The 23,661-nt window shown below is 62.3% G+C and carries 27 protein-coding genes; 17 read left to right on the top strand and 10 right to left on the bottom strand.

From position 1 onward, the window contains the following. Window positions 1-24: 24 nt before the first annotated feature. Entirely contained in the window at window positions 25-447 is a 423-nt protein-coding gene (locus tag K1X12_RS03390; protein ID WP_225907857.1) for a DUF3576 domain-containing protein, read from the bottom strand. A 123-nt stretch (window positions 448-570) separates the two neighbouring features. Here K1X12_RS03390 and K1X12_RS03385 point away from each other — a divergent pair, with 123 nt between their 5' ends. Together K1X12_RS03385 and K1X12_RS03380 are read left to right on the top strand one after the other, a co-directional pair. Beyond that, window positions 571-1,761: a porin gene (locus K1X12_RS03385; RefSeq protein WP_220986226.1), complete on the top strand. Its 1,191-nt coding sequence runs from the start codon at window positions 571-573 to the stop codon at window positions 1,759-1,761. Between the two features lie 73 nt (window positions 1,762-1,834). After that, complete coding sequence (locus K1X12_RS03380; protein WP_220986225.1) at window positions 1,835-2,287, top strand: NtrZ family periplasmic regulatory protein; 453 nt, start codon at window positions 1,835-1,837, stop codon at window positions 2,285-2,287. Window positions 2,288-2,364: 77 nt separating this feature from the next. Here K1X12_RS03380 and K1X12_RS03375 read toward each other — a convergent pair whose 3' ends face one another. Beyond that, on the bottom strand, window positions 2,365-2,988 hold the full coding sequence (locus K1X12_RS03375; RefSeq protein ID WP_220986224.1) for a thiamine phosphate synthase: 624 nt from the start codon (window positions 2,986-2,988) through the stop codon (window positions 2,365-2,367). Window positions 2,989-2,992: 4 nt separating this feature from the next. Here K1X12_RS03375 and K1X12_RS03370 point away from each other — a divergent pair, with 4 nt between their 5' ends. Further along, window positions 2,993-3,655, top strand: a complete 663-nt coding sequence (locus K1X12_RS03370) for a YggS family pyridoxal phosphate-dependent enzyme (protein ID WP_220986223.1) — start codon at window positions 2,993-2,995, stop codon at window positions 3,653-3,655. A 3-nt stretch (window positions 3,656-3,658) separates the two neighbouring features. On the opposite strand, the gene K1X12_RS03365 is transcribed toward K1X12_RS03370, so the two are convergent. Beyond that, window positions 3,659-4,165, bottom strand: a complete 507-nt coding sequence (locus K1X12_RS03365; protein WP_220986222.1) for a L,D-transpeptidase family protein — start codon at window positions 4,163-4,165, stop codon at window positions 3,659-3,661. A gap of 102 nt (window positions 4,166-4,267) precedes the next feature. On the opposite strand from K1X12_RS03365, the gene K1X12_RS03360 reads away from it, so the two are divergent. Continuing rightward, on the top strand, window positions 4,268-4,954 hold the full coding sequence (locus tag K1X12_RS03360) for a response regulator transcription factor (RefSeq protein ID WP_220986221.1): 687 nt from the start codon (window positions 4,268-4,270) through the stop codon (window positions 4,952-4,954). On the opposite strand, the gene K1X12_RS03355 is transcribed toward K1X12_RS03360, so the two are convergent. Both K1X12_RS03355 and K1X12_RS03350 read right to left on the bottom strand, forming a co-directional pair. After that, on the bottom strand, window positions 4,944-5,753 hold the full coding sequence (locus tag K1X12_RS03355) for an exodeoxyribonuclease III (RefSeq protein ID WP_220986220.1): 810 nt from the start codon (window positions 5,751-5,753) through the stop codon (window positions 4,944-4,946). The genes K1X12_RS03360 and K1X12_RS03355 overlap by 11 nt on opposite strands. A 245-nt stretch (window positions 5,754-5,998) precedes the next feature. Further along, window positions 5,999-6,658, bottom strand: coding sequence for a LolA family protein (locus K1X12_RS03350; protein WP_220986219.1), 660 nt, complete (start codon window positions 6,656-6,658; stop codon window positions 5,999-6,001). Between the two features lie 178 nt (window positions 6,659-6,836). On the opposite strand from K1X12_RS03350, the gene K1X12_RS03345 reads away from it, so the two are divergent. The 4 genes from K1X12_RS03345 to K1X12_RS03330 are packed head-to-tail and all read left to right on the top strand — an operon-like array spanning window position 6,837 to window position 8,973. Further along, entirely contained in the window at window positions 6,837-7,724 is an 888-nt protein-coding gene (locus K1X12_RS03345) for a thioredoxin family protein (RefSeq protein WP_220986218.1), read from the top strand. 43 nt (window positions 7,725-7,767) lie between these two features. Next, a complete protein-coding gene (locus K1X12_RS03340) occupies window positions 7,768-8,412 on the top strand; it encodes an LON peptidase substrate-binding domain-containing protein (RefSeq protein ID WP_220986217.1) in 645 nt (214 codons plus the stop codon). Window positions 8,413-8,425: 13 nt separating this feature from the next. Continuing rightward, entirely contained in the window at window positions 8,426-8,671 is a 246-nt protein-coding gene (locus K1X12_RS03335; protein ID WP_225907856.1) for a Trm112 family protein, read from the top strand. Further along, on the top strand, window positions 8,668-8,973 hold the full coding sequence (locus tag K1X12_RS03330) for a gamma-butyrobetaine hydroxylase-like domain-containing protein (RefSeq protein ID WP_220986216.1): 306 nt from the start codon (window positions 8,668-8,670) through the stop codon (window positions 8,971-8,973). Before K1X12_RS03335 ends, K1X12_RS03330 begins: the two co-directional genes overlap by 4 nt. Here K1X12_RS03330 and K1X12_RS03325 read toward each other — a convergent pair. Beyond that, window positions 8,970-10,280 carry an agmatine deiminase family protein gene (locus K1X12_RS03325; RefSeq protein ID WP_220986215.1) on the bottom strand — a complete coding sequence of 437 codons (1,311 nt, stop codon included), beginning with the start codon at window positions 10,278-10,280 and terminating at the stop codon, window positions 8,970-8,972. The two genes, K1X12_RS03330 and K1X12_RS03325, sit on opposite strands and share 4 nt — an antisense overlap. Before the next feature lie 90 nt (window positions 10,281-10,370). Next, window positions 10,371-11,606: an FAD-dependent monooxygenase gene (locus tag K1X12_RS03320; RefSeq protein ID WP_225907855.1), complete on the bottom strand. Its 1,236-nt coding sequence runs from the start codon at window positions 11,604-11,606 to the stop codon at window positions 10,371-10,373. Window positions 11,607-11,823: 217 nt separating this feature from the next. Here K1X12_RS03320 and K1X12_RS03315 point away from each other — a divergent pair, with 217 nt between their 5' ends. Next, window positions 11,824-13,182: an ammonium transporter gene (locus K1X12_RS03315; RefSeq protein ID WP_220986214.1), complete on the top strand. Its 1,359-nt coding sequence runs from the start codon at window positions 11,824-11,826 to the stop codon at window positions 13,180-13,182. Between the two features lie 194 nt (window positions 13,183-13,376). Next, complete coding sequence (locus K1X12_RS03310) at window positions 13,377-15,902, top strand: FtsK/SpoIIIE family DNA translocase (RefSeq protein ID WP_220986213.1); 2,526 nt, start codon at window positions 13,377-13,379, stop codon at window positions 15,900-15,902. A gap of 102 nt (window positions 15,903-16,004) precedes the next feature. Here K1X12_RS03310 and K1X12_RS03305 read toward each other — a convergent pair whose 3' ends face one another. Beyond that, the gene (locus tag K1X12_RS03305; RefSeq protein WP_220986212.1) at window positions 16,005-17,021 is read right to left on the bottom strand and encodes an aldo/keto reductase; all 1,017 of its coding nucleotides are present in this window, start codon (window positions 17,019-17,021) and stop codon (window positions 16,005-16,007) included. 166 nt (window positions 17,022-17,187) lie between these two features. Between K1X12_RS03305 and rarD the strand changes: the two genes are divergently transcribed. Then, complete coding sequence (gene rarD, locus K1X12_RS03300; protein ID WP_220986211.1) at window positions 17,188-18,099, top strand: EamA family transporter RarD; 912 nt, start codon at window positions 17,188-17,190, stop codon at window positions 18,097-18,099. A gap of 119 nt (window positions 18,100-18,218) precedes the next feature. On the opposite strand, the gene K1X12_RS03295 is transcribed toward rarD, so the two are convergent. Further along, the gene (locus K1X12_RS03295; RefSeq protein ID WP_220986210.1) at window positions 18,219-19,355 is read right to left on the bottom strand and encodes a serine hydrolase domain-containing protein; all 1,137 of its coding nucleotides are present in this window, start codon (window positions 19,353-19,355) and stop codon (window positions 18,219-18,221) included. Continuing rightward, window positions 19,348-19,551 carry a hypothetical protein gene (locus K1X12_RS03290; protein ID WP_220986209.1) on the bottom strand — a complete coding sequence of 68 codons (204 nt, stop codon included), beginning with the start codon at window positions 19,549-19,551 and terminating at the stop codon, window positions 19,348-19,350. The genes K1X12_RS03295 and K1X12_RS03290 overlap by 8 nt, the downstream gene beginning before the upstream one ends. A gap of 53 nt (window positions 19,552-19,604) precedes the next feature. Between K1X12_RS03290 and K1X12_RS03285 the strand changes: the two genes are divergently transcribed. The 6 genes from K1X12_RS03285 (at window position 19,605) to dapF (ending at window position 23,627) form a co-directional block, all read left to right on the top strand. Further along, window positions 19,605-20,483, top strand: a complete 879-nt coding sequence (locus tag K1X12_RS03285; RefSeq protein WP_220986208.1) for an HpcH/HpaI aldolase/citrate lyase family protein — start codon at window positions 19,605-19,607, stop codon at window positions 20,481-20,483. Window positions 20,484-20,513: 30 nt separating this feature from the next. Further along, window positions 20,514-20,861, top strand: a complete 348-nt coding sequence (locus K1X12_RS03280; RefSeq protein ID WP_220986207.1) for an ArsC/Spx/MgsR family protein — start codon at window positions 20,514-20,516, stop codon at window positions 20,859-20,861. 85 nt (window positions 20,862-20,946) lie between these two features. After that, window positions 20,947-21,216, top strand: coding sequence for a hypothetical protein (locus K1X12_RS03275; protein WP_220986206.1), 270 nt, complete (start codon window positions 20,947-20,949; stop codon window positions 21,214-21,216). 46 nt (window positions 21,217-21,262) lie between these two features. Then, window positions 21,263-22,315, top strand: coding sequence for a MaoC family dehydratase (locus K1X12_RS03270; RefSeq protein WP_220986205.1), 1,053 nt, complete (start codon window positions 21,263-21,265; stop codon window positions 22,313-22,315). 31 nt (window positions 22,316-22,346) lie between these two features. Then, window positions 22,347-22,763 (top strand): hypothetical protein, encoded by a 417-nt coding sequence (locus tag K1X12_RS03265; RefSeq protein WP_220986204.1) that lies wholly within the window; start codon window positions 22,347-22,349, stop codon window positions 22,761-22,763. A 54-nt stretch (window positions 22,764-22,817) separates the two neighbouring features. Next, on the top strand, window positions 22,818-23,627 hold the full coding sequence (gene dapF / locus K1X12_RS03260) for a diaminopimelate epimerase (RefSeq protein WP_220986203.1): 810 nt from the start codon (window positions 22,818-22,820) through the stop codon (window positions 23,625-23,627). Window positions 23,628-23,661: the final 34 nt, after the last annotated feature.

The raw sequence follows: 23,661 nt of genomic DNA, 5'->3' as shown, positions 1-23,661 counted from the left end.
TTGTTGTCGACTCGTGCCGGCGCTTTAGCCGATCTGGGAAGTCCGTAGAAGACGCGCCCGCTCAAGAATCTTGTTCTCGAGCTGGATGGCCGTTTCCGGGTCCACGGTTGCGTCGGTCCATTGGCCTTCAGTGTTCACCTGACGATAGACCGTCACTTTCACGCCATCGGCGCGCAGGCGGCTGTCGAGGATGAAAACGGTTGCTTTCACGCGCTCCTCTGGGGCGTCGGCGAAGCTTTTCCAATCATAGGAAATGATGCCGCCGATGGGATCGGTCGATTGCACGGGCAGGGCTTCGAACGTGTCGAGCGCCGCGCGCCACAGGAACGGGTTGGCCGCTCCAACCGACTGGACCACGAGCGGCCCACCGGAATTTCCACCGCGCGACTGGCAGCCGGAGACGAGAAGCAGGCCGGCAAAGGCGGCGGTGAGGATCGGCTTGATCATGTGCATTTTCCGCGTGCAATTCCTTGTTGACCCGGCGTGTATAACAAGGGGGGTCTGGCCTCGCCAGTATTGATGTGCGCATCGCCGTCACTCATGTCTGCGCCTGTAATGAAGGAAGCTCCGATGCCCCATGCCCGCCATGTCATGCTTGCCCTTGCTGCGCCGCTGCTCGCGGCAGGCCCCGCAATGGCGCAGGATGTATGGGATGACGCCGGCGGGATTGAAACCGAGTTCAGCCTGGAGGGCGCCCTCGTCATCGCGCCGGAGGCGGACCAGTTCGCCCTCGGCCTTCTGAAAGGCGGGCTTTCGGCCAATTATGTGCTCGATAATGGTGTCGAAATCGGCGCCGTCGGCGGGCTTGAGGCGCAGCGTGATCATCCTGCGCGGGCAGGTTTCAGCGGCGTGTTCCCGCCGACTGCCGGGGCAGGGGCCTCTTCGGGCGGCGCGTTCAGCGGCCTCGCGCGCGGAGGGGTTCCGGAAGATCAGGGCCTGCGCGCGAGTCTCGAAACGGCTTATATCTATATTGAGGGCGGTTATGGCGAAGCGCGCCTTGGCGCCGATGAAGGCGTCGCCACGCGCTTCTTTGAAGGCGGCCCCGTCCTCTTTTCCCATGCCGGCCTCGTCAATCCGGCGCTTGACCCGTCCGGCGCGCTGATCGCCCGCACCGATCATGACCTGACCGGCCCGGCCATGCGGGCGAGCTATGCCAGCCCGCGCATTCTCGGCCTGCGGGCCGGCGCTTCCTATACGCCGGAAGCCGACCGGCGGGGGCTCGACCGGGACCCCGCCCGTGATTTTCCTGGCACAGGCCGCCCGGAAATCGAAAACGCCTATGAATTCGCGCTGAACCTGTCGCGCCGCCTTCCGCAAAGCGGCGTGCGCCTGCGCGCGGCCGCTGCCTACAGTCAGGCCGACACGCATTTCCCGGCCGATCCGACACTTTACGGCAATGTGGAAACCTGGTCGGCGGGCGCTTCGGCGGAGTTTTCCCGCTTCACCCTGGGCGGCAGCTATCTGGACTCCAATAATGGCGCCGCGTCCGGCCCCGGTGACTACACGGCCTGGGCAGTCTCCGCCGCCATTCCGTTCAAAAAGCTGAGTTTCGTCGCTGAAGTGTCCGGCGCAGAAGATGAATTTGCCGGCCTCACCAGCGATGCCTGGCAGGCCGGTATCGTCTGGACCCCGCTGGAAGACTGGCGCCTTGCGGCCGGTTGGCGGGATGTCGACACGCGCTATATTTCGGGGGGGCTGGCCGCCTCGAACGCGCCGGGTGAACGTAAGGGCATTGTGATCGAAATCACACGATCGATGTAATTTCCCGCTTTATCAGAATGTTAATCTTCCATTAAGCGGGCCTCGCCACTATCGTTAGTGGCTGGGAGTTGCCATGCGCGCTGATCTTGTTCTTTCTTTTGCCCTTGCGGCTGCAGCCTTCACGCTGCCGGCTGTGGCACAGGAACGTCTGGCTGACGACGTGATCCGCGTGGAAGCGCCCACCCTGTCGGAAACCAGCTCTGCCCGCACCGATTGGTATCGCCAGTTTTCTGAGGGCAAGCCGCCGGAATCGCGTCTGCAATGGCAGGCCGAACCCACGCAGGAGTTCTCCGTTCATATCGGCAAGGATTCCCGCTGGCAGCTGAACCTCGACAAGGTCACCCGTCCCGGTGAAACCATGCTCCCGCGCGAAGAAGTCCAGGCCGGCGCCACCTTCCGCGTCACGCCCCGTTTCTCGGTCGGCGGTGAAGTGCGCTTCGGCGCCGATGAAATCGACTCCTCCACCCGTTGGGAAAGCCAGGAAGTCGAAGCCGGCATTCGCCTGAAGTCGGCCTTCAAGTTCTGATCCACTGACAATTCGATGATTGCTGTCAGGTGCCATCCGGCATCGGTTGCGTTCATGCGCGCGCTGGCTGCATCCGGTTATCGGACTTCAAAACATGTCCAGCCTTCAATTGCCGCCAGCCCTGCTGAGTCTGCTATGCAAAGTCCGTTTTCCGTATTTATGCCGCCGAGTGCGTACACCGGCTTTGGCAGGGAAGGGGCCAGCTTCCGGAACTTCAGTGCGCCCATCGGGTGACCGGAGCTGACGCTGTTTGATGCAAAAACGGTCGAGAAAAGGACCGCATCGACACTGAGAGTCCTCAAAAGTACACGGTTGTACCCAGAATGGCCTGAAACAGTCTGCAGTTTGAACCGCCCGCGCCACTTGCGCGATTGTCCCGCCATTCGTTCTGGCCAGTGCACCCCATCGGCGCCGATCTTGGCGGCCAGCTCCGGGTCCGCGCCGATCAGCAGGGTGATTTTCCGCCGCCGGCAGAGTTTCAGAAGGCGCCGCGCAACTTCCTCCCGGTCATCCGCGCCAAAATGGCGGTAAATCACACCCCAGCCTGCGGGAAGCCCCGCAACCACGCGCTCTGGGCAGGGCGTTCGCGCCGGATCTGTCAGGAAAAAAGCTGGCGGCAGCCCCTCTGGCAGGTGGCGCGCAGCCACCCGCGCGGCCATACGCGCCTTGCGCCTTGATCTGTCTTGGGCTTTCTCGCTCATCAAGATGACTGATACCCCGAACCAGGACATTGCCAACCGCCGCGCGCGCATCCTCGCAGAGCTTGCCGCTGCCCACGATCCTGCGCCCGAGCTGATCGCCGTATCGAAATCCCAGTCCGATGAAGCGATCGACGCGATGCTGGCGGCTGGCCAGCGCGTGTTCGGGGAAAACCGGGTCCAGGAAGCCGAGAAACACTGGGAAACCCGCAAGGATAAGTATCCGGGCCTCACCCTCCATCTTATCGGCCCGCTCCAGACCAACAAGGCGGCTGAAGCCGTCCGGCTTTTCGACGTTATTCAAACGCTCGACCGGGAAAAACTCGCAGATTCGCTGGCCACTGCGATGGAAAAGGAGGGCCGCCGCCCGAAACTCTTTATCCAGGTGAATACTGGCGAAGAGGAGCAGAAAGCCGGTGTTTCCCCCTCCAAAGTGGGTGATTTGCTGCGGTATTCGCGCGAACAGGCCCGTCTCGAAATTGTCGGCCTGATGTGTATTCCGCCGGTGGACGAGCCGGCCGGGCCTCACTTTGCCCTGTTGCGCAAGATCGCCAAGGACTACGGACTTCCCGGCCTCTCAATGGGTATGAGCGGGGATTATGAGCTCGCCGCCCGCTATGGCGCGACCCATGTGCGCGTCGGCACCGCCCTGTTCGGCAGCCGCGACTAGGCTTCAGGCCCGGATTTCGATGATCGATCCGCCCGCGAGGTGCTTCAGCACCTGCCGCAGGTCTCCCCCGGCCAGTGCGATGCATCCTTCCGTCGGTTCATAGCCCGCCCGCGCCACATGCAGGAAGATCGCGCTCCCCCGTGCTGCAATGGGCGGACTATCATTATATCCCAGCTCCACCACCAGATCGTACACCCCATCCTCCCGCCAGAGGCGTTCATGGCTGGCGGGAAAGGGTAGGGGCACCCAGCGATTGTAGAGCGGATGTTCCGGCGCGTCGCACCAGCCGTCCGAGGGTTGCATCGCGATCACAGGCAATCCCGTTTCCGGCGGCGATCCCTTGTCTGGCCGGTACCACACCCGCCGCGCGGGCCATGCGCCAATGGGAGAGGCGCCGTCACCTTCGCGCTTTTCAGCGGCAGGTGTCACACCGCCTTTGCCCAGCGCGCAGCGGGCGCGAAAGCCATCGCCTTCGATCCAGCCGCCTGAAAATGCTATGAAATGCGCCATCCTGCAGCGCCTCCCGTTCTTGTTATTGGATAAACAGGCGCCACCTTCATAAGCAAGCATCAGGCGCGAAACCCGCGCCCCCAATTGCGAAAGGCAAGCCAGATGACGGGCCGGAAGATCATTCTCATCGTCGATGACGAGGCAGACCTGCGCGAAACCCTCGCCGAACAGTTCGAGCTGAGTGACGGATTCGAGGCGCTGACAGCGGAATCGGGCGAAGATGCACTGAAGAAGATCGCCGACACGCGCATCGATCTGGTGATCCTGGATGTCGACATGCCCGGCATGAATGGCCGCGAAGTCTGTCGCCGCATGCGCGACGAAGGCATCCGCACGCCTGTGATCATGCTCACCGGTCGGGATGGCGAAGCCGACACCGTTGCGGGCCTTGAATCCGGTGCCAACGATTATGTCTCCAAGCCGTTCAGCTTCGCGGTACTGCTGGCCCGCGTGCGCACCCAGTTGCGCAGCTTCGAGCAGACAGAAGATGCGACCTTCGAGATCGGTCCTTACGAGTTCCGCCCCTCCACCAAGGTGCTGCGGACCAAGGAAGGGCGCCGCATCCGCCTGACGGAGAAGGAAACCGAGATCCTGAAATTTCTCTACCGCGCCGCCGGCAAACCCGTTGCCCGGGAAACGTTGCTGTCAGAGGTCTGGGGGTACAATGCGGCCGTAACGACGCACACGCTGGAAACCCACATCTACCGTCTGCGTCAGAAGGTCGAACCCGATCCCTCCAACGCGCAGCTCCTGCTGACCGATACAGGCGGATACCGCCTCAGACCTTGATCTTCAGGCTGACCGGCGCGTGGTCCGACGGTTTCCAGCCACCGCGCCATCCCGGATGGATGCGGTAGCTGTCGACCTTCACGTCTTCCAGCGCCGCCTTGTTCGCCCAGATATGGTCGAGGCGCCGGCCCCGGTTTGAGGCCGCCCAGTCTGCGGCGCGGTAGCTCCACCAAGTGTAGAGCTTCTGCTCATCGGAAACGGCCAGGCGGGCGACATCGCTGAAACCTGCGCTTTTGCGGGAATCCTCAAGGCGCTCAGTTTCTTGCGGCGTATGCGAGACAATGCGCAGCAGTTGCTTGTGGGACCACACGTCATTCTCATGTGGGGCAACGTTGAGATCGCCCACGAGGATGCGTTTCGCGCCCTTTTTCAGCGTCTTGTAGCCGGGGCCGAGCTTGTCGAGGAAGTCGAGCTTGTGGGCGAATTTTTCGTTCGCTACCGGATCGGGAATGTCGCCGCCGGCAGGCAGGTAGATATTGTGGATCTCGAGGCCGGAGGGCAGGCGGGCTGCGATCACCCGCGCCTGGTTTTCCCGGCAGAGGTCTGGCACTTCGGCTTCTTCGATCGGCAGGCGCGACGCGATGGCAACGCCAGCATGTCCACCGCGCTGGCCGCGGATAACAAGGTGGGGCAGGCCCATATCCTTGAAGGCCTTGGCCGGAAACTCTGCGTCCTGGCACTTGGTTTCCTGAAGACAGATCACGTCGGGCGCCTCGGCGGCGACAAAATCGGCCACATTCGGTGCCCGCAGGCGGACGGAGTTGATGTTCCAGGTGACGATTTTCAGCGGACGGGTCATGTCGCCTTCGCTAACACCCTGACCTTAAACGTCAACGCGCCCGAACGCGGGGAGTTCGGGCGCGCCGGACGCAGGTGCACGCGTCTTGATGTCCGAGCATCGCGGCCCGGATCGATCGGCGGAAGGTATCGCAGCGGGGGGGCAATGCTGCGCGATGTTTCCGATCCGTCGATGTGTCTTTTATGTCACGGCGAGCAAAAAATTCCAAGTTAACTCGCCGTAACTGCAGTTCACGCTTTCGTGTGTCAGTTGTTGTCGAAGTCCCGAAGGATAAACAGGCGCGGATTGAGCTTGGCGCCGGTCTCGACATTGCGCAGCGTCACCGATGTGTTGCCGCTATTGGCATCCGTCGTATTCCAGCCGATCAGCGAATTGTCGGTCGAGCTCAGCACCAGCGTCAGCGTGCCTTCCATTTCGCCATTCTTGTCCTGCACGGTGATATTCGTCCGGCCATTGGCGCGGTGCACGTCCAGCACGTCCGCCTGGGATTCGAAGTCCATTCGGTCGCTCAGCAGTAGGGATAGCGGCGTTGATTTCAGGGGCACGCGGTCCGTCGTTTCCAGGTCGCTATCCTGAAGGGCGACGGTTGTGCCATCGCTGACCATCAGAAGCGGAACCGGGTCGTCATAATCAAACCGCACCTTGCCGGGGCGCTGCATGGCGAACTGGCCAGTGGAAAATCCGCCATCGGGCGAGGTTTGCTCGAAACGGCCCCGCGCGGTTTTCACTGCGGCAAGCGCTTTTCCGGCATCCTTGAGCACAGCGCCGCGTTCGGCAGCAGACATCTGCGTCGTTGCAGGCGTGCTGACCGCCGGGCTGACAGGTGCCTGTTTCAGCGCCGGGAGCAGGGGCGAGGCGCCGGCAACCAGCGCAGCGGCAGCAAACGGCGCGAGAAAGTTCATCATCGTTCTGGCCTCCTTTTATATGACCATACGCATCAACGCCTACACTTAGCGGGCTGAACCGGGCCTAAACAGGGCAGATGGCAGATTTTCATGAGGCGGCTGCGGCCCGTCGGCCCACCCGCTTGCGCTTATCATCGCGGCGTCCCATCTTTGCGCCCGAAACAAAGGGACACTTCTAATGAGCAACGCTGAACTCCAGCACGTCAAGGAAGGCACAGACCAGGGCTTTATGGCTGACGTGGTCGAGGCCTCCATGACCCAACCGGTAATCGTCGACTTCTGGGCGCCATGGTGTGGCCCGTGCCGGACGCTGGGCCCGATCATCGAAAAGGTGGTTGAGAGCAAGAAGGGCGCGGTGAAGCTCGTGAAGATCAATACCGAGGAACACCAGGCCTATGCCGGCCAACTCGGCGTGCGCTCCATTCCCGCGGTGTATGCCTTTGACAAAGGCCGCCCGGTCGATGGCTTCCTCGGCGCCCTGCCTGAAAGCCAGGTGCGCGGCTTTGTCGAAAAGCTGCTCACCGGCACCGATACTGGCCAGATGATCGCCGAAGCGCTGGCCCAGGCAGAGGCTGCGAGCCAATCGGGGGACATCGCGCTCGCCGCTGAAATCTATTCGGCTGTTCTCCAGGAAGAGCCTGAGAACATCGCTGCCATCGCTGGCCTTGCTCGCTGTCACCTTGCAAATGGCGATAAGGAAGCGGCTGAGGCGACACTTGCGACGGTGCCGGACGCGAAGAAAACCGACTCGGCTATCAAGAGCGTCCGCATGGCCATCGAAATGATGGCCGATGCTCCGCCGCCGAGCGAACTTGATGAAGCCCTTTCTGCCGTGATGGCTGCGCCGGGCGATCACGAGAAGCGGTTCGAGCTTGCCGAACAGTACGCCGCTTTGGGCCGCTATCAGGACGCGGCTGATCACCTGCTGATTATCCTCTCATCGAAGCTCGACTGGGAAGGCGGCAAGGCGAAGGAAAAATTGCTGAATATCTTTGAGGCTGCCGGCAACGCGGATCCCATCACGATCGAGGGCCGCCGCCGGCTTTCCTCACTGATGTTTGCCTGAGCCAGACACAAACGCCCCGCGCCGGGGGAAGGAAAGGAAACACATGGCGCCGTATCGCAAGACAGCTGACCTGCCTGCGACACTTGCCGTGTTTCCGCTTCCCGGCGCGCTGGTCTTCCCGCGCTGGCAGTTGCCGCTGAATATTTTCGAACCGCGCTATCTCAACATGATTGACGATGCGATGGGCGGCTCGCGTCTGATTGGTATGGTGCAGAGCTTTGGTGGCCCTCGGCATCACCCTGAGATCGCGGATGTAGGCTGCGCTGGCCGCATCACATCTTATGCTGAAACTTCTGACGGCCGGTATCTGATTTCGCTGACCGGCATATGCCGCTTCGTCATTGCGCAAGAACTGGACGTGACAACGCCTTACCGTCAGGTGGCCCCCAACTGGGAACCGTTTGGAGACGACCTGATACCGCCTCCGGAAGGGGAGGGTGGGGCGCGCACCGGGCTCATCCATGCTTTCCGTGCGTATGCGGATGCAAATAGTCTTGAGGCGGATTGGTCGGCCATGCGTAATGCATCGCTCGAAACCCTTGTGCACGCGCTTGCGTCGGGCTGTCCTTTCACGCCGGTGGAAAAACAGGCGTTGCTCGAAGCCCCAAGCCTTGAAGAGCGCACCGAAGCATTGACGGCGCTTTTGGAATTCGGCAGTGCGCCGGGCGGTGCCGGGCCGGTACAGTAAGCAGGAACACCCCATGACAGATGACCCTCAAGAAGACGGCAGAACGTTCACGCCCAACGGCATCGATCCGCGCTTGCTGGAAATCCTGATTTGCCCGCTGACACGCCAGCCGCTTTCCTATGACAGGGCAAAGGGCGAACTCATTTCCAAGAATGCCCGGCTCGCCTACCAGATCCGCGCCGGAATTCCGATCATGCTGCCCGATGAGGCGCGCGATCTCGATGAAGCGGAAGACGATGCTCCGGAGACGGACGCATGAGCGCCCAGCCCTGGCCGGTAAAGCTGACTTTCAAAGCCGGCGCGCAGACGCTGCATGCCGCGTTTGATGATGGCAAATCCGGTGAGGTGGCCTATCGCAGGCTGCGGCTGGAAAGCCCATCTGCTGAAGTGCAGGGGCACGGCGCTGGCCCCAAACCGCCGCCGCCGGTCGTGCCGGATGATATTCGCGTGGTGAAGGCAGAACCTGTTGGGCGGTATGCCGTGCGGATCTTTTTTTCCGATGGCCATTCCAGTGGGCTTTACACCTGGAACATTCTCCGAACACTGACGGTTGGTGATTAAGCGCGCGGCTTCGCCCGCTTCACGGGCTGGTTGCGGGTATAACAGTGAATGCCGGCGCCATCGTGCAGCAAGGGCGTCGCGTGGATTTGCACAACGCGGCGATCCGGAAAGGCCGCTTGAATGGCGGCGAGGCCTTCCTCGTCTCGCGCGCGGATTTTCTCGTCCATGCCCTCGCGCCAATAGCTCGAGGTAACAACGATCTCGTTGGCGATAACGAAATTTGTGTAGCTTCCCGGAAGGTAGAACTCCATTTCGTCGCCCGGCCCTGGTCCCTCAAACCAGTATTTCTCGAACGGGTTCAGGTCGTCGAATGCAAGCTTGAATGTCATAAGGTGGGGCAGGGGCGCCCTCAGGATACGGAACGGATTGCCATCAACGTCGCGTGCGGCCTGAAGAATCGCCAGATTCTCCTCCATGCGCCGATGGGTTTCCGCAAGGACGGGACCGAGCGTGCGCTCCGCCTCCGAAACTTCGGCGAGGATGACCGTCCGCGCATCCACGAAGCGGCAGAACTCATCAATGTGCCCGCCAGTGCCAATGCCCCAGCGTCCATCCTCCAGAAGATCGAAGTCTTCTTCCCTTGGGCCGTGGTTCAGCCAGACCACCTTCTCAACGCCTTGTACGCGGCGGTATTCTGCTTCCATCTCCGCCCGGCTCATTTCCGGATTGATCCTTTGCGCGAACGCGCCGCCGACCATCAACACGCCGCGCCCGTTGCACTGGCGGTTTCCGGCGTCGCATTTCATCTGGGAGCTGATGGCCGCTATGCCCATTGGTGCGACCAGCTCGCGATCAAGATAGCTAACCTTCCGATCGAAGTGGCGCGAGGCAAAGTCTGCAATCTTCATGTCGCCGTCCTGCCGCCGCAGGAATACGGGGCCCGGATCCTGAATGGCGCCAAACAGCATCGGCGTGATCTGGAAATCGATCCGGGCAAGGTCCACGCCCGCTTCGGTCAGCCGGGCAGAAATCCGGGCATGCATTTCTTCCGGTGTCCGGGTGGTTTCGGGATTGGCTTCAGCATCCAGCCAGGAGGTCCACTGATTATAAAGAATGCGTACGCGCACATGCGGCGAAATTTCCCGGATCAGAGGCACCAGCGTCTCGGTCATCGGCTCGCCGCCGAGGAAACCGTTCTCGCCCCAGGTCACCCAGATCGTGTCCTGATCTTCAAATTCTGTCGTCGCCAGATACCGACCGCTGTCGTGGTCACCAGCCATCATCGCTGGCCCTGCGGCGCAGGCGGCCGGGGCTATCGCGGCGGTGGCAAGCAGGCTGCGGCGTGTCCACAGGAGCGGCGTGTTCATCTGGCGTCCCCTTATTTGTCCCCGGCAGGAAGCTTAAGCCGCGAGGCGGGCCGCGCCAATGGTCATGGCGGGGCAAGGGGGAAGGGGCGTTTAGCGCATCAGGCTGGGCAGGCTGTCCTGGTCGGCGCTGGCCTGGCGGGCGAGCGCCTTCCGGATCGGGACCATCTTGTTGGCCGCTGTCAGGGCGAGCGACCGCAGGGGTTTCAGCAGCAGATTGTCATTGGAGAAGGTGCGGTCCACTGCGTCCATGAACAGGGCGGTTGCCGCCGAGTCGAAGCGGCGCCATTCGCGGTAACGCGCCAGCACCGTGTCGCTCCCGGGGTCGAGGCCAACTTCGCGGGCCTCGCTGATAATGTCGAACAGGGCGGCGGCGTCCTTGAAGCCAAGGTTCAGGCCCTGGCCGGCCAAAGGATTGACCCGGCGGGCCGCGTCGCCCAGCAGCGCGACTCTCGGGCCGACCATGTCGAGGGCAATCTGAAGGACCAGCGGGTAGGAGAGGGGCGGCCCGGCAAGCGTCATCGGCCCGGCAAATTCGGAGAAGCGGGCATTCAGTTCCGCCTCGATCGCGTCCTTGGGCATTTTTGCCAGCGTCTCGGCGGCGCCGGTCTTCATATACCAGGCCAGGTTTGCCCGATTGTCAGGCAGCGGCAGGGTCGCAAACGGGCCTTCCGGCGTGAACAGCTGCCGGGCTATGCCGCCGTGCGGGCGGGAAAGCTGCACATCTGCCGCAAACACGCTCTTTCCATAGCTGCGGCCTTCGGTGCGGATGCCTGCGGCCTGCCGGACGGCGGAATGAATGCCGTCACAGGCGGCAATCACCGCGCATTTGATCGTTTCGCCGCTTTCCAGCTGCACTAGTGCGCCACCAGCTTCCGGCGTGTAGCCTGAAAAACGGGCGCCGCGCTTCCAGATCAGCCCGTCGGTCGCTCCGGCCTGCCGGTCTAGGGCTGCCTGAAGGGCGCCCGCCGGCACCAGTTCACCCAGCGCTTCGCGGTCGCCGTCGGGCAGGTCGTCTGTCGAAAAAGCCGCCCAGGGCGCCCCGAACCAGTGGGTGCCGCCATCGACAGCTTCCAGTCCGTTCAGGGGTTCTGTCAGGCCGGCAAGATCCTCGTGAACGCCTGCGGCGCCCAGGAATCTCCAGCTGCCGCGGACGATCGCAAAGCTGCGGGTATCAGCAGCAGGCGCAGCGGTTGCAGGCCGGGCATCGATCAGAACGGTGGCAAAGCCTTTTCTGGCCGCCAGGACGGCCAGCGCTGTACCGACGGGGCCGGCGCCAACGACAACAAGGTCTACGTCCAGCGGGGCAGGGGATTGGGGTTCAGCCATGCCAAACAGGTAGCTCTGCGGGGGCTTTCGGTCCAGCGATGGCGCCCCTTTGGGCGATTGGTCGCAACTATGCACAAGGTTTGACCACAAAGTCTCTGAATCGGAGGCCGCCTTTGCGTCATGTGCGACTTTTTCGGGCAGGCGCAATCATATCGCCATGGGAGAGCGCGGGGGGTTCCGGGCTCTGCGAGACGAAGATGGCAAGAAGGAGGGGCCCATGGGCCAATTGATAGGACGATGGATCCGCGGAGCCATGCTTGCTCCGGCGGCACTGCTTACGGCAGGCATGGCATTTGCGCAGGAAGACGATGTCGCGACACGTCTCGCCGCGCTGGAAGAGGCGGTCGGCGGCAGCGCCAGCGCCTATGTCGATAACAGCTACCTGTTCCTCATCGGGGGTCTGATCGTCATGTTCATGGCGGCCGGCTTCTGTATGCTCGAGGCGGGCCTTGTTCGGTCCAAGAACGCTGCGATGCAGGCGACCAAAAACGTCACCCTGTTCGCGGTTGCCGGTCTCATGTTCTGGGTTGTCGGTTACAACATGGCCTATCCCGGCGCGACCGCGCTGATGGGGCTTCTCGGCACCACGCCTGGTCCCTGGAGCGGTGGCGACCTCTCTGTAGAAGCCGATTCCGGCTATGCGCCAGCCTCCGACTGGTTCTTCCAGATGGTGTTCGTTGCCACGGCCGCCTCGATCGTCTCGGGCACAGTGGCCGAGCGCATCAAGATCTGGCCATTCCTGATCTTCACGGCGATCCTGACGGCCTTCATCTACCCGATCGTTGCCAGCTGGGAATGGGGCGGTGGTTACCTCGACACTGTGTGGAGCTTCTCCGACTTTGCAGGCTCGACGCTGGTTCACTCAACCGGTGGCTGGGCGGCTCTGACGGGCGCTCTGATCCTTGGCGCGCGCCGCGGCAAGTATTCGGGCGGTCACGTCAACCCAATGCCGGGTTCCAACATCCCGCTCGCGGCTCTTGGCACATTCATCCTGTGGTTCGGCTGGTTCGGCTTTAACGGCGCCTCGCAGCTTGCTGCCGGCACCGCCGCCGACATCAACGCGGTCGCTCAGATCTTCGCCAACACCAACATGGCTGCTGTCGGCGGCGTGCTGGCGGCCATGATCACCACGGCGGTCCTTTATAAAGGCAAGCTCGACGCCACGATGATCTTTAACGGCGCCATCGGCGGCCTTGTATCGATCACGGCTGAGCCGCTTGCTCCGTCGATGGGCCTGTCGGTCCTCATCGGTGCTGTCGGCGGTGTCCTGGTGGTGATCACCGTGCCGCTACTCGACAAGTTCAAGATCGACGACGTTGTCGGCGCCATTCCGGCGCACCTTGTGTGCGGCATCTGGGGCACGATGATCGTTCCACTCTCGAACGGCGACGCAAGCTATCTCGGCCAGCTGGTCGGCGTGGCGCTCACCGCAGTGTTCGTCTGTGTCGCTTCGACGGTTGTCTGGCTGATCCTTAAATTCACGCTGGGTCTGCGCCCAAGCGAGGAAGACGAGGAAATGGGTCTCGACCGCGCCGAAATCGGCCTGGAAGCCTACCCGGAATTCTCCAACCGCTAATCTGGATAGAATTCCACAGACCAGCGGCCCCGGCGGAGCGATCTGCCGGGGCTTTTAATGTTCAACCAAATGGAGAACACCCTGCCTTGGCTGCAGATTCTTTCAAATTTCAGCCAGTCCGTTTGCAGGGCGTTAAGCCTAACGCGGGCATGGTGAAGGCCCGCACCAGAGTAAAAAACGGAGCGCCTTCCACGATGAAAGATTACGCCAGCCGCGACACAGAACTCCGCACGGTAAGCGATCCCGTCTGGAGAATTCTGACAGGCGCTGCCGCGTTCGGCGCCGGCGTCTTTGTATGCGGCGCCGTGGGCTCCTACACACCGACCGATCCGAGCTGGAATGCCGCCACTGGCGCTGCGGTGCAGAACCTCTTCGGCTCTACGGGCGCCGTCTTTGCTGACCTGGCGCGCCAGACCCTTGGCTGGTCCGGCTGGATCGCGGGCCTCGCCCTGATGATTGGCGGCGCAATGCGTGCGGTTCTGGTTGGCCAGCCGCGTGTTCGCCGCTGGTTGCTCGGGGCGCTGGCCGTCCCGCTTTCGGCGGCTTGCTTTGCCGCCTGGCCGGTTCCGGAATCCTGGCCCCTCAGTGCCGGCCTCGGCGGCATGATGGGCGATGGCCTGTTCAATCTAATCGTTCTGCCGTTCAGCGCCCTGATGCTGCCCGCGCCGCAAACCTGGGCCGGCTTCCTTGCCGGTGGTCTGGCGATGTGGTGCGCACTTTCGGCCCTCGGCTTCGGTCGCCGCGATGCTCAGCTCCTGCAGGAAACAGCTGCCATCGGTGGCCGTCACGCGGTCACCCATGCGCGCGGAGCAGGGGGAATGCTGATCCGCATCGGCCAGAAACTGGTTACCCGTCAGCCTGCGGTCGCCCAAGAGGAAGAAGAGATCGCACCGGCCCGTACCGTCACTGCTGTGCGCGAAGACCGCACGCTGATCATCAAGTCTGATGAGGATTACGTCCCCACGTCGCGTTACCTGCGTGACCTCGATGAGGAAGAGGACGAAGACTACGCCCGCTCCGAAGACGGAGACTGGGAAGATGAGGACGAGGACGAAGAAGGCTTCGAAGCCGCCAATGACGAAGACGACAGCCCGTCGCGTCCCCCGCGCTTCACCTTCTCCAAGCCGAATCAGGCGCCGCGCTCTGCCTCCATTCCAAAGGTTGCACAGCCTGAACGCCGTCGCGTGTCGACCCGCCTGCCGCCGATTGAGCTGATGCAGGAGCCAGAAGCGCGCCGCGAAGTGATCGATGAGGACGCCCTCATCGCCAAGGCCGCGCGCTTGTCTGAAGTCCTGAAGGAATTTGGCATCCGTGGCCGCATCAAGGAAGTGCGCCCCGGCCCGGTCATCACCTTGTTCGAAATGGAACCGGCCCCCGGCGTAAAGTCTTCCCGCGTCATTTCGTTGGCGGATGATATCGCTCGCTCGATGAGCGCCGTCTCTGCCCGTGTCGCCGTTGTGCCTGGCAAGAACGCGATCGGTATCGAGCTGCCGAACGAAGAACGCGAAACAGTCTGGTTGCGCTCGCTGCTGGAAGCGGAAGCCTATACCGGTAACCGCTCAAGCCTTCCGATGGCGCTGGGTGAAGACATCGGTGGTCTGCCGACTGTCGTGGACCTCGCCAAGATGCCTCACTTGCTCATCGCCGGTACCACCGGTTCGGGTAAGTCGGTCGGCGTCAACGCCATGATCCTGTCGCTGCTCTACCGCCACACACCGGAACAGTGCCGCTTCATCATGATCGACCCCAAGAAACTCGAACTCTCCGTATACGAAGGCATTCCCCACCTCCTGGCTCCGGTCGTCACCGAGGCGGACAAGGCCGTCAACGCGCTGAAATGGACCGTGCGCGAGATGGAAAGCCGTTACGAGCTGATGTCAAAAGCCGGCGTCCGGAATCTCGGCGGCTATAACGAGAAGGCCGCGAAGTATCGCACCGCCGGGGAAGAGATGACCCGCAAGGTGCAGACCGCCTTCGATGATCGCGGCAAGCCCGTCTATGAAACCGAAATCCTGCCGACCGACCATATCCCGAACATCGTCGTCGTGATCGACGAGATGGCGGACCTGATGCTGGTTGCCGGCAAGGAAGTGGAAAGCTGCGTCCAGCGTCTCGCCCAGATGGCGCGCGCCGCCGGCATCCACTTGATCACCGCCACACAGCGTCCGTCCGTGGACGTTATTACCGGCACGATCAAGGCCAACTTCCCGACCCGGATCTCCTACATGGTGACCAACAAGGTCGATAGCCGCACGATCCTCAACGAGCAGGGCGCCGAACAGCTCCTTGGCATGGGCGACCTGCTGTATCAGGCCCCCGGCAAGAAATCCCAGCGCCTTCACGGTCCGTTCGTGTCAGATGAAGACGTGGGCGCAGTGGCCGATTGGCTGCGCGACCAGGGCGAGCCGGATTATGTGATGGACATTCTTGACGCGCCCGATGACGGCTCCACGGGCTCGGCCGTGATGGATGCCATCCTCGGCACCGGTGGCGGCGGCGATGAAGATGAAGGTCTCTTCGCCCAGGCGATCCAGATCGTCGTCCGCGATCAGCGCGCCTCGACTTCTTATCTCCAGCGCCGTCTGAAGGTTGGCTACAACAAGGCCGCCGGCCTGATCGACCGCCTGGAAGAAGAAGGTATCATTTCTGCTCCCAACCACGCCGGCAAACGGGAAGTCCTCGCCGGCGGCAATGGCGGCGGCAAGGCAAGCGCGGCCTAGACTTCTCTCTCTTCAGCCATGGTGGGCCCCCAAGGGGCGGCCCCCTGCCTTCCAGAGAAGAGGGCGGGGGCCATTCCGTTTTCGGGCCATGCCGGAACCGCCTTATCCCATCGGATAGAGGATTTCCCTGGAAACCTGATCGCAGGCTTTCATCACATCGTTTGAAAGCGTCAGATCGGCTGCCGCCAGAATATCGGCGAGCTGATCATGCTTCGAAACGCCGACAATCGTGGACGCAACGAAAGAATGTTGTTTCGACCAAGCTGTCGCCAGCGTCACCGGGCTGATTCCCGCTCCGGCGGCGATCTCCATATAGCGCGCCGTGGCGGCCAGTGATTTCTCATTGACGAAGCGCTGGGCCATCGCGGTATGCCGGCCGCCCCGTGTGGCGTAAGCAGAGAACCGTGCACCCTCCGGGAATGCGCCGCCCTGATACTTTCCTGAAAGAACGCCGCCGCCCAGAGGGGAGTAGGGGATGAGACTCACGCCTTCCCGATCGCACACTTTGGACAAAGCGTCTTCAAACCGGCGATTGTTGAGTGAGAAGTTATTCTGAATGGTCTGATAGCGGACAGTCCCGAGACGGCTCGATGTCTCGATGGACTTCATCAGGCCCCAGGCATCCTCGTTCGAGCAGCCGACGATGCGGACGTAACCCTCACGCACCAGATCGTCGAGCGCTTCCATGGTTTCGTCAAACGGCGTCCCGTGATCGGGCCAATGGGTCTGGTAAAGGTCGATATAGTCCGTCTGGAGACGGGTGAGGCTTGCCTCCACTGCGCGGCGGATGTTGTGGCGGTCCAGCGCGGTCATCTCCCCGCGTTGTGCGCCTTTGATCCAACCATGGGAAGGGCCGCACACCTTCGTCGCAAGAATAATCCTGTCCCGATCCTTGGTTTTCATCCAACGGCCGACGATCTCTTCGGTCAGGCCGCCATACTTGATATCGGGGGGTACCGGATAGTTCTCCGCCGTGTCGAAGAAGTTGATGCCTGCGTCCAGGCTCGCGTCCAGGATGCGGAAGGCTTCCTTTTCGTCAGTCTGGGTGCCGAAGGTCATTGTGCCCATACAGATGTCGGACACATAGATGGCGCTCTTGCCGAGGCGGCGATGTTGCATGGCGTCTACTCCCGTGATCGTTTCGCCGCCACCCTAACGCGGCTGTCGCCGAGCGCCAGTCCCGGCAACGGGATACCCAAACGCCCCATGGTGGTAGGCGGCCTTGACTGCTCGCAGAGCAAAATCCGGGTGGCGGAGTTTCGCGGTCGGACGTATAGCGCGCCGCATGAGCTCCGCCCTTCGCCTTGGTTTTCCCGCTGCGCTTCTCTCCTACCTGATCTGGGGGAGCTTGCCGCTTTATATACGTGTCATGAAACATACCGGTGCGCTCGAGCTATTGGCTCACCGAGTGCTATGGTCTGTGCCGACGGCCATCCTTTTCATTGCGGTGGCGGCCAACTGGCGGGATGTACGTGCGGCCTTCACGGGCAGCAATCTGCGCTGGCTGACGCTCTCTGGCCTGCTGATCGGAGCCAACTGGGCGATCTATATCTGGGCGGTGAACGCCGGCCGGACGATGGAAGCCTCGCTGGGCTATTACATAAACCCGCTCGTAAACGTGCTGTTCGGCATGCTGATTTTCTCGGAAAAGCTGCGTCCAGCCCAGTGGGTCGCAGTTGCGATTGCGGCGACCGGCGTCGCGGTGATGGCCTTTGCATTTGGCCGGGTGCCTTGGGTGGCGCTGGTGCTTTGCATCACCTTTGCCTGCTATTCGGTGATCCGGAAGAAAGTGGCGATTGACAGCCGCGCAGGCTTCCTCGTGGAAGTGGCGCTGCTGGCGCCGGTCGCGCTTGGCTGGCTCGTCTGGTTTGCGACGACGCAGCCCGATGGCCGCTGGCTCGGGGAAGGGGGATGGGATATTCCGCTCCTGATGGCGGCCGGCCCGATCACGGCGATCCCGCTGATCCTCTACGCCCTGGCTGCCAAGCGCCTGCGCTTCTCTACGATTGGCATGATGCAGTATATTGGCCCGACGATTCAGTTCCTGATTGCCGTGCTGGTGTTCAAGGAAGGCTTCGGCACGACACATGCGATTGCCTTCGGTTTCATCTGGACCGCGCTGATCGTCTTTACGGCCGACAGCCTGATGGGAGACGCCAAGGCGCGCCGCCTTGCGCGCACGGCGCGGCCAGCCTGAGCGCGCAAAAAGAAAACAGCGGCGTTCCGGAAGGAAGCCGCTGTGAAGTTTTGTGCATGACGGAAAATGGAGCCCTCCAATTTCCGGTACTCTTCGTTGCAATGCGTATGCCAGTTCCCTCAGAGGCAGCCATAAGCCGCCTCGACGAGGCGCACCGCACGTGGGTCGCCCACCAGCGAGGCCGACTGTCGGTTCATCACATATGCCGCTGAAAGCTCCCGCGCCGGATCGGCAATCGCCATCGAGCCGCCCCAGCCTGAATGACCCAGGGTTTCCGGGTTTGGTCCAAACTTGCCATGGCTGTTGATCATGATGCCGGCGCCAAAGCGCGTATGCATGGGCAACACAAGATCCGGCCCGTCTGTGCGGGGCCGGGTCAGCGCGTCCAGCGTATCCCGCTTTATCAACACTTTTCCGCCGGCGATTTCTCCGCCCCGGGCGTAGGCCTCATAGAGACTCGCAACCGCGAGCGCCGTGCCGTGCCCGTTGGCCGAGGGGATTTCGATTTCCCGCCAGGTCCGGCCCGCCCGGTCCGGCGAGGACCATTTCGAGACGAAGGCGGCCCGGCGCGGCGGGGTGATCTCGCCCAGCGGCGCCAATGCCTTTGGGCGCAGCATATCGCCCACGCGCGGCTCGTCTTTTTCCGGCAGGCCAATCTGGAAGTCGATGCCCGCGGGGCCGCAGATCTCTTCCTTGAGGAGCGCGCCCACCGTGCGCCCGGTGATCCGGGTCACGATCTCATTCAGCATGTAGCCCCAGGTGAGGGGGTGGTATCCATGGGCCGTTCCCGGCGGCCACATCGGGGGGAGGGTCGCAATCGCAGCCGCGCAGGCGGGCGGGTCGAGCCACAGCGCCGGGTCGATTTCCTTCTCAAAGCCCGGCAGGCCGGCCTGATGGCTCACCATCTGGCCGATGGTCACCTCGCCTTTGCCCTCGGCGGCAAACTCCGGCCAGACATCGGCAACGGGCGTTTCATATCCCGCCGGCAGGTTTTCCACGGCCATCGCCAGAACCAGCGCCGAGATCCCTTTGGACGCCGAATAAATCGGAACGATCGTATCTTCCGCCCAGACGCGATCTTTCTGCCGGTCGGCCCAGCCGCCATGGATGTCGACCAGCGTTTCCCCGCCAATGCGCAGGGCAAATCCCGCGCCTTGCTCCTCGTCGCCTGCAAAGTTCGCCTCGAATGCCTCCAGAACAGGCTCGAAGCCGGGGGCGACATAGCCTGAGACTGGGGTGGCGGTAGCATCAGCCATTGAGCGATTTCTCCATCTGGAACCGTTTGAAGGTCTCGTCCCGCCGGACCGCCGTTTCCGGCGCCCAGATTGCAAAACCGTCTTCCACAAAGCGCCTTCGCATGCGGGCGCGCGCCGGTCCAGCCGGGGCGCAGGGCTTAACCGGCGCGTCGAAATCGCCCGGACGGGTCCGTCTGATCTGGACATCCCCGTCCATGCGTTGCATCGCTCCTCAGGATTTCTGCATCAGATGTAAGGGCCGATCCTGCCATGTCCACCAAGCACCGTCCGCGCCGCTCCTGTCTCTATATGCCGGGGGCTAACACCCGCGCGCTCGAAAAGGCCCGGGAGATCCCCGCCGACACGCTGATCCTGGATCTTGAAGACGCTGTTGCGCCGGAAGCCAAGGAAGAGGCCCGCGCCGCCATTCTCGCGGCTGTCTCCCAGGGCGGTTATGGCAAGCGCGAGATCGTGATCCGGATGAACGGCCTCGACACGCCCTGGGGCCATGACGACCTGAAAGCGATTGCGACTTCCGGCGCCCATGCCGTGCTCGCACCGAAGGTCACCAGCCACCGCGACATCGAACGCCTCAGCCAGCTGCTGAAGGAAGCCGGCGCGCCGGACGATATGGCCCTGTGGGTGATGATCGAGACCCCGCTTGCCATCCTCAACATCAAGGAAATCGCCGCCTCAGCCATCGGCACGCACCTCACCACATTCGTCATGGGCACGAATGATCTGGCCAAGGAATACCGTGCCCGGATGACGCCGGACCGGATCGCCTTCCAGACCGCGCTTCAGCTGTCGATGGCCGCAGCCCGTGCCTACAGCCTCAATGCGATCGATGGCGTCTATAACGACATCAAGAATGAAAACGGCTTCCGCGATGAGTGCGAACAGGGCCGCGATCTCGGCTTTGACGGCAAGACGCTGATCCATCCGAGCCAGGTTGACGAGGCCAATCGCATCTTCGCGCCCAGCCCGCATGATGTCGAACAGGCGAAGGCCGTCATCGAAGCGTTCGCCGATCCGGCCAATGCCGGGAAGGGCGTGTTGAAAGTGAATGGAAAGATGACCGAGCTGCTCCACTTGGAAGAGGCCAACCGTATCGTGGCGATGGACGAGGCGATCCGGGCGCTCGCCTGATCCTGCTTCCATCCTCACAGGAGACCCGACATGGCTTATATCTTCATCCACAATCCAGGCTGCTCGACCTCACGCAACGGTCTTGAGCTGCTGAAAGAAAACGGGATCGAGCCAAAGGTTCGCAAATACATGACTGAGGCCGAGCGGCTTTCGGTCGACGAGCTGAAGGACATTGCGAAGAAGCTGAAGGCGAAATCGCCGCGCGAATTCCTCCGCAAGAAGGATGCAGATGCGGCGGGTCTTTCCGAGACGGCCCCTGACGAGGAAGTCTACGCCGCAATGGCGGAGAACCCGAAGCTCATCCAGCGTCCCATCGGCATCAATGGCCGCAAGGCCGCGCTTGGGCGGCCGATTGAGAATCTGCTCGAAATCCTTTGATTTCAGGCCATCCGGGCCCGAATTCGATAAAATTTGAACGATTTGCTTGGCGGTTTCTCAGCCCTGACAGGCGATAAGGGCAATCATGTTGCTTATCGCCCTCTCAACTGCCGGTCTTCTCCTTGGCTTTTCCGCCTTCACGGCCTTCGGGCTGCCATGGCTGGTCATGGGGAACCGGGCCTTTGAGGAGTTCGCCGATCGCCGCGACCAGCATCTGATGGCCGGCATCCTCGGGACTGCGGCGATTGCGCTCGCTTGCATGCCGCTTTTGAATTCCGCCTTGATTTCGGCCGCCCCTCACATGCAGGTGTTCGCCGAAACCGTAATGGGCGTTCCTTCGCGCTTCTGGAGCTAAGGCCCGGAAGGCGCTAAGGCTCGCCCATCAGCAATGAGGGCGAGACATGGCAACGGGCGTCAAATCCAATCCCGGCAATTTCTTCGAGGACTTCCGTCCCGGCGAATCCCTTATTCATGCAACGCCTCAGACGGTGACGGAGGGCGATATCGCCCTTTACCGCGCCCTCACAGGCAATCGCTTCGCCCAGTATTCATCGGCCGAGTTTGCCAAGGCCGCCGGTATGTCGGGTCTTTGCGTTGATCCGTTGCACGCCTTCCACATTGTCTTCGGCAAGACCGTGCCGGACATTTCCCTGAACGCGGTCGCCAATCTCGGCTATGCCGATGGTCGCATCCTGCGCCCCGTCCTGCCGGGCGATACACTACGCGCCACCTCCGACGTGATCGGCGTAAAGGAAAACTCCAACGGCAAGACCGGCGTCGTCTGGGTCCGCACCAAGGGCCTCAACCAGCGCGGCGAAGAAGTGATGAGCTATGTCCGCTGGGTGATGGTCAACAAGCGCGACGCCGCCTCGCCCGCGCCTGAAGCGGTCGTGCCGGAGCTTCCCGCTGCCGTCGCCCAGGAAGACCTGGTCGGCTATCCCGAAATGAAGGCCTGGCCGTTCGCTCAGTCGGGCAGCCGGCATGTCTTTGAGGATTATGAGACCGGCGAGAAGATCAACCATGTCGACGGGATGACCGTTGAGGAGGCCGAGCATCAGATCGCCACGCGCCTTTATCAGAACACCGCCAAAGTTCACTTCGATGCGCATGGCCAGAAATCCAGCCGTTTCGGCAAGCGCCTGATCTATGGCGGCGTGGTGATCTCGATTGCCCGCTCGCTGGCGTTCAACGGGCTTGAAAACGCTGGCCAGATCCTCGCCATCAATGCGGGCACGCATGTGAACCCGCTCTTCGCGGGCGATACGATCTATGCCTGGAGCGAAGTGCTGGACAAAGCCGAGCTGTCGGAAACCTGCGGGGCCCTGCGCCTGCGTCTCGTCGCGGTGAAGGATGCCGATCCCGGTGCCTTCATCCACAAGGACGACGCCGGCAAGCACGACACCCGCGTCCTGCTCGACTTCGACTATTGGGCCGCCATCCCGCGCGCCCGCTAGCGTAAGCGGTAGCTCACCCTATATTCTCCCGATGGGCGGCTATCCTCCATATTCCGGATTTACCGAGTTCGCGCTCGCGCTGGGCGTGACCCTCTCGGCAATTGTCAGCCTGCTGGGCACGTCCAGCCGGAAGCAGATGATTGCGAATGGTGAGGCTCGCATGTCGGATCTGGCGGAAATGACCGGCATTCTGGACCCTAAACAGCTTCTGGCTGTGTTTGGGCCTCCCGATATGGGGCGTATCTGGCGGAACGTGACGCTGCTCGACGTGCGGCGCGCCCGCGCGCCGGCCGGATGGCTGATGTCCAGCGATCTGGTCGACTATGCCTGCGTTCTGGCCGCCGGCCTCGCTTTGGCGTTCGATTACTGGCTGGTTCCACTGCTTTTGCTGGCTGCTTTGGCGGTTCAGGCCTCCGGCTGGATTGTCTCGGCCCGCGTTCCGAAATAAGGGGCAGGGGGGAGCGCGGTTTCGCGTGTCTGGGGAAATCTAGGAATCCGGTCCATGAAGCTCTGGAAGATGAACGGCGCGGGCAATGCCTTTGCCATATTCGATGCGCGCTCGACGGCGTTCACGCCGACTGTGGACCAGATCCGCAAGATCGCTGAAGACCTGAAAGCCGACCAGGTGATCGCGATGGAACGCGACGCCACCAAGGATGTGTTCATGCGCATCTGGAACTCGGATGGCTCGGAAGTTTCCGCCTGTGGCAATGCCACCCGCTGTGTCGGCCTGCTGATGCTGGAGGAAACCGGCAAGGACCGCGTCACCATCCAGACCGAGGCGGACATGCTGCACGCCTATCGCGCCGACGGCGGCCTCATCACAGTCGATATGGGCTCGCCCCAGATGGGCTGGGAAGACATTCCCCTCTCCGAAAAGATGGATGTGCGCGGTGTTGACCTGAAAATCGGGCCGATTGATGCGCCGATCCTCGCCCGCCCGGCCGTCGTCTCGATGGGTAACCCCCATGCGGTCTTCTTCGTGAAGGATGTGGCCGCCTACGATATTCCGGCCATCGGCCCGCTGGTGGAATGGCACCCGCTGTTCCCGGAAGGCACCAATGTCGGCTTTGCCCAGGTGATCGATCGGGAAACCATCCGCCTGCGCGTCTGGGAACGGGCCGCTGGTCTCACCAAGGCATGTGGCACCGGCGCCTGCGCTGCGCTCGTCTGCGCGGCCCGCGCCGGGCTCACCGGTCGCAAGGCCCGTATGATCCTCGATGGCGGCGATCTCATCATCGACTGGCGCGAAAGCGACGACCACGTCTACATGACCGGCCCGGTTGAGCTGGAATTCGAAGCGGAAATCTAAACCCTTCCGGGGGCTTGCGGCGGCGCCACGCTAG

The organism is Hyphomonas sediminis, from assembly GCF_019679475.1.
In the GTDB taxonomy this organism is placed as follows: Bacteria; Pseudomonadota; Alphaproteobacteria; order Caulobacterales; family Hyphomonadaceae; genus Hyphomonas; species Hyphomonas sediminis.
The sequence above is the reverse complement of the archived record's forward strand: the minus strand, read 5'-3'. Positions and strand labels throughout refer to the sequence as shown.

Excerpts from the sequence above, each read along its gene's own strand:
- K1X12_RS03390 (WP_225907857.1), bottom strand. The coding sequence starts at position 447 with ATGATCAAGCCGATCCTCACCGCCGCCTTTGCCGGCCTGCTTCTCGTC.
- K1X12_RS03385 (WP_220986226.1), top strand. The coding sequence starts at position 571 with ATGCCCCATGCCCGCCATGTCATGCTTGCCCTTGCTGCGCCGCTGCTC.
- K1X12_RS03380 (WP_220986225.1), top strand. The coding sequence starts at position 1,835 with ATGCGCGCTGATCTTGTTCTTTCTTTTGCCCTTGCGGCTGCAGCCTTC.
- K1X12_RS03375 (WP_220986224.1), bottom strand. The coding sequence starts at position 2,988 with ATGAGCGAGAAAGCCCAAGACAGATCAAGGCGCAAGGCGCGTATGGCC.
- K1X12_RS03370 (WP_220986223.1), top strand. The coding sequence starts at position 2,993 with ATGACTGATACCCCGAACCAGGACATTGCCAACCGCCGCGCGCGCATC.
- K1X12_RS03365 (WP_220986222.1), bottom strand. The coding sequence starts at position 4,165 with ATGGCGCATTTCATAGCATTTTCAGGCGGCTGGATCGAAGGCGATGGC.
- K1X12_RS03360 (WP_220986221.1), top strand. The coding sequence starts at position 4,268 with ATGACGGGCCGGAAGATCATTCTCATCGTCGATGACGAGGCAGACCTG.
- K1X12_RS03355 (WP_220986220.1), bottom strand. The coding sequence starts at position 5,753 with ATGACCCGTCCGCTGAAAATCGTCACCTGGAACATCAACTCCGTCCGC.
- K1X12_RS03350 (WP_220986219.1), bottom strand. The coding sequence starts at position 6,658 with ATGATGAACTTTCTCGCGCCGTTTGCTGCCGCTGCGCTGGTTGCCGGC.
- K1X12_RS03345 (WP_220986218.1), top strand. The coding sequence starts at position 6,837 with ATGAGCAACGCTGAACTCCAGCACGTCAAGGAAGGCACAGACCAGGGC.
- K1X12_RS03340 (WP_220986217.1), top strand. The coding sequence starts at position 7,768 with ATGGCGCCGTATCGCAAGACAGCTGACCTGCCTGCGACACTTGCCGTG.
- K1X12_RS03335 (WP_225907856.1), top strand. The coding sequence starts at position 8,426 with ATGACAGATGACCCTCAAGAAGACGGCAGAACGTTCACGCCCAACGGC.
- K1X12_RS03330 (WP_220986216.1), top strand. The coding sequence starts at position 8,668 with ATGAGCGCCCAGCCCTGGCCGGTAAAGCTGACTTTCAAAGCCGGCGCG.
- K1X12_RS03325 (WP_220986215.1), bottom strand. The coding sequence starts at position 10,280 with ATGAACACGCCGCTCCTGTGGACACGCCGCAGCCTGCTTGCCACCGCC.
- K1X12_RS03320 (WP_225907855.1), bottom strand. The coding sequence starts at position 11,606 with ATGGCTGAACCCCAATCCCCTGCCCCGCTGGACGTAGACCTTGTTGTC.
- K1X12_RS03315 (WP_220986214.1), top strand. The coding sequence starts at position 11,824 with ATGGGCCAATTGATAGGACGATGGATCCGCGGAGCCATGCTTGCTCCG.
- K1X12_RS03310 (WP_220986213.1), top strand. The coding sequence starts at position 13,377 with ATGAAAGATTACGCCAGCCGCGACACAGAACTCCGCACGGTAAGCGAT.
- K1X12_RS03305 (WP_220986212.1), bottom strand. The coding sequence starts at position 17,021 with ATGCAACATCGCCGCCTCGGCAAGAGCGCCATCTATGTGTCCGACATC.
- rarD (WP_220986211.1), top strand. The coding sequence starts at position 17,188 with ATGAGCTCCGCCCTTCGCCTTGGTTTTCCCGCTGCGCTTCTCTCCTAC.
- K1X12_RS03295 (WP_220986210.1), bottom strand. The coding sequence starts at position 19,355 with ATGGCTGATGCTACCGCCACCCCAGTCTCAGGCTATGTCGCCCCCGGC.
- K1X12_RS03290 (WP_220986209.1), bottom strand. The coding sequence starts at position 19,551 with ATGGACGGGGATGTCCAGATCAGACGGACCCGTCCGGGCGATTTCGAC.
- K1X12_RS03285 (WP_220986208.1), top strand. The coding sequence starts at position 19,605 with ATGTCCACCAAGCACCGTCCGCGCCGCTCCTGTCTCTATATGCCGGGG.
- K1X12_RS03280 (WP_220986207.1), top strand. The coding sequence starts at position 20,514 with ATGGCTTATATCTTCATCCACAATCCAGGCTGCTCGACCTCACGCAAC.
- K1X12_RS03275 (WP_220986206.1), top strand. The coding sequence starts at position 20,947 with ATGTTGCTTATCGCCCTCTCAACTGCCGGTCTTCTCCTTGGCTTTTCC.
- K1X12_RS03270 (WP_220986205.1), top strand. The coding sequence starts at position 21,263 with ATGGCAACGGGCGTCAAATCCAATCCCGGCAATTTCTTCGAGGACTTC.
- K1X12_RS03265 (WP_220986204.1), top strand. The coding sequence starts at position 22,347 with ATGGGCGGCTATCCTCCATATTCCGGATTTACCGAGTTCGCGCTCGCG.
- dapF (WP_220986203.1), top strand. The coding sequence starts at position 22,818 with ATGAAGCTCTGGAAGATGAACGGCGCGGGCAATGCCTTTGCCATATTC.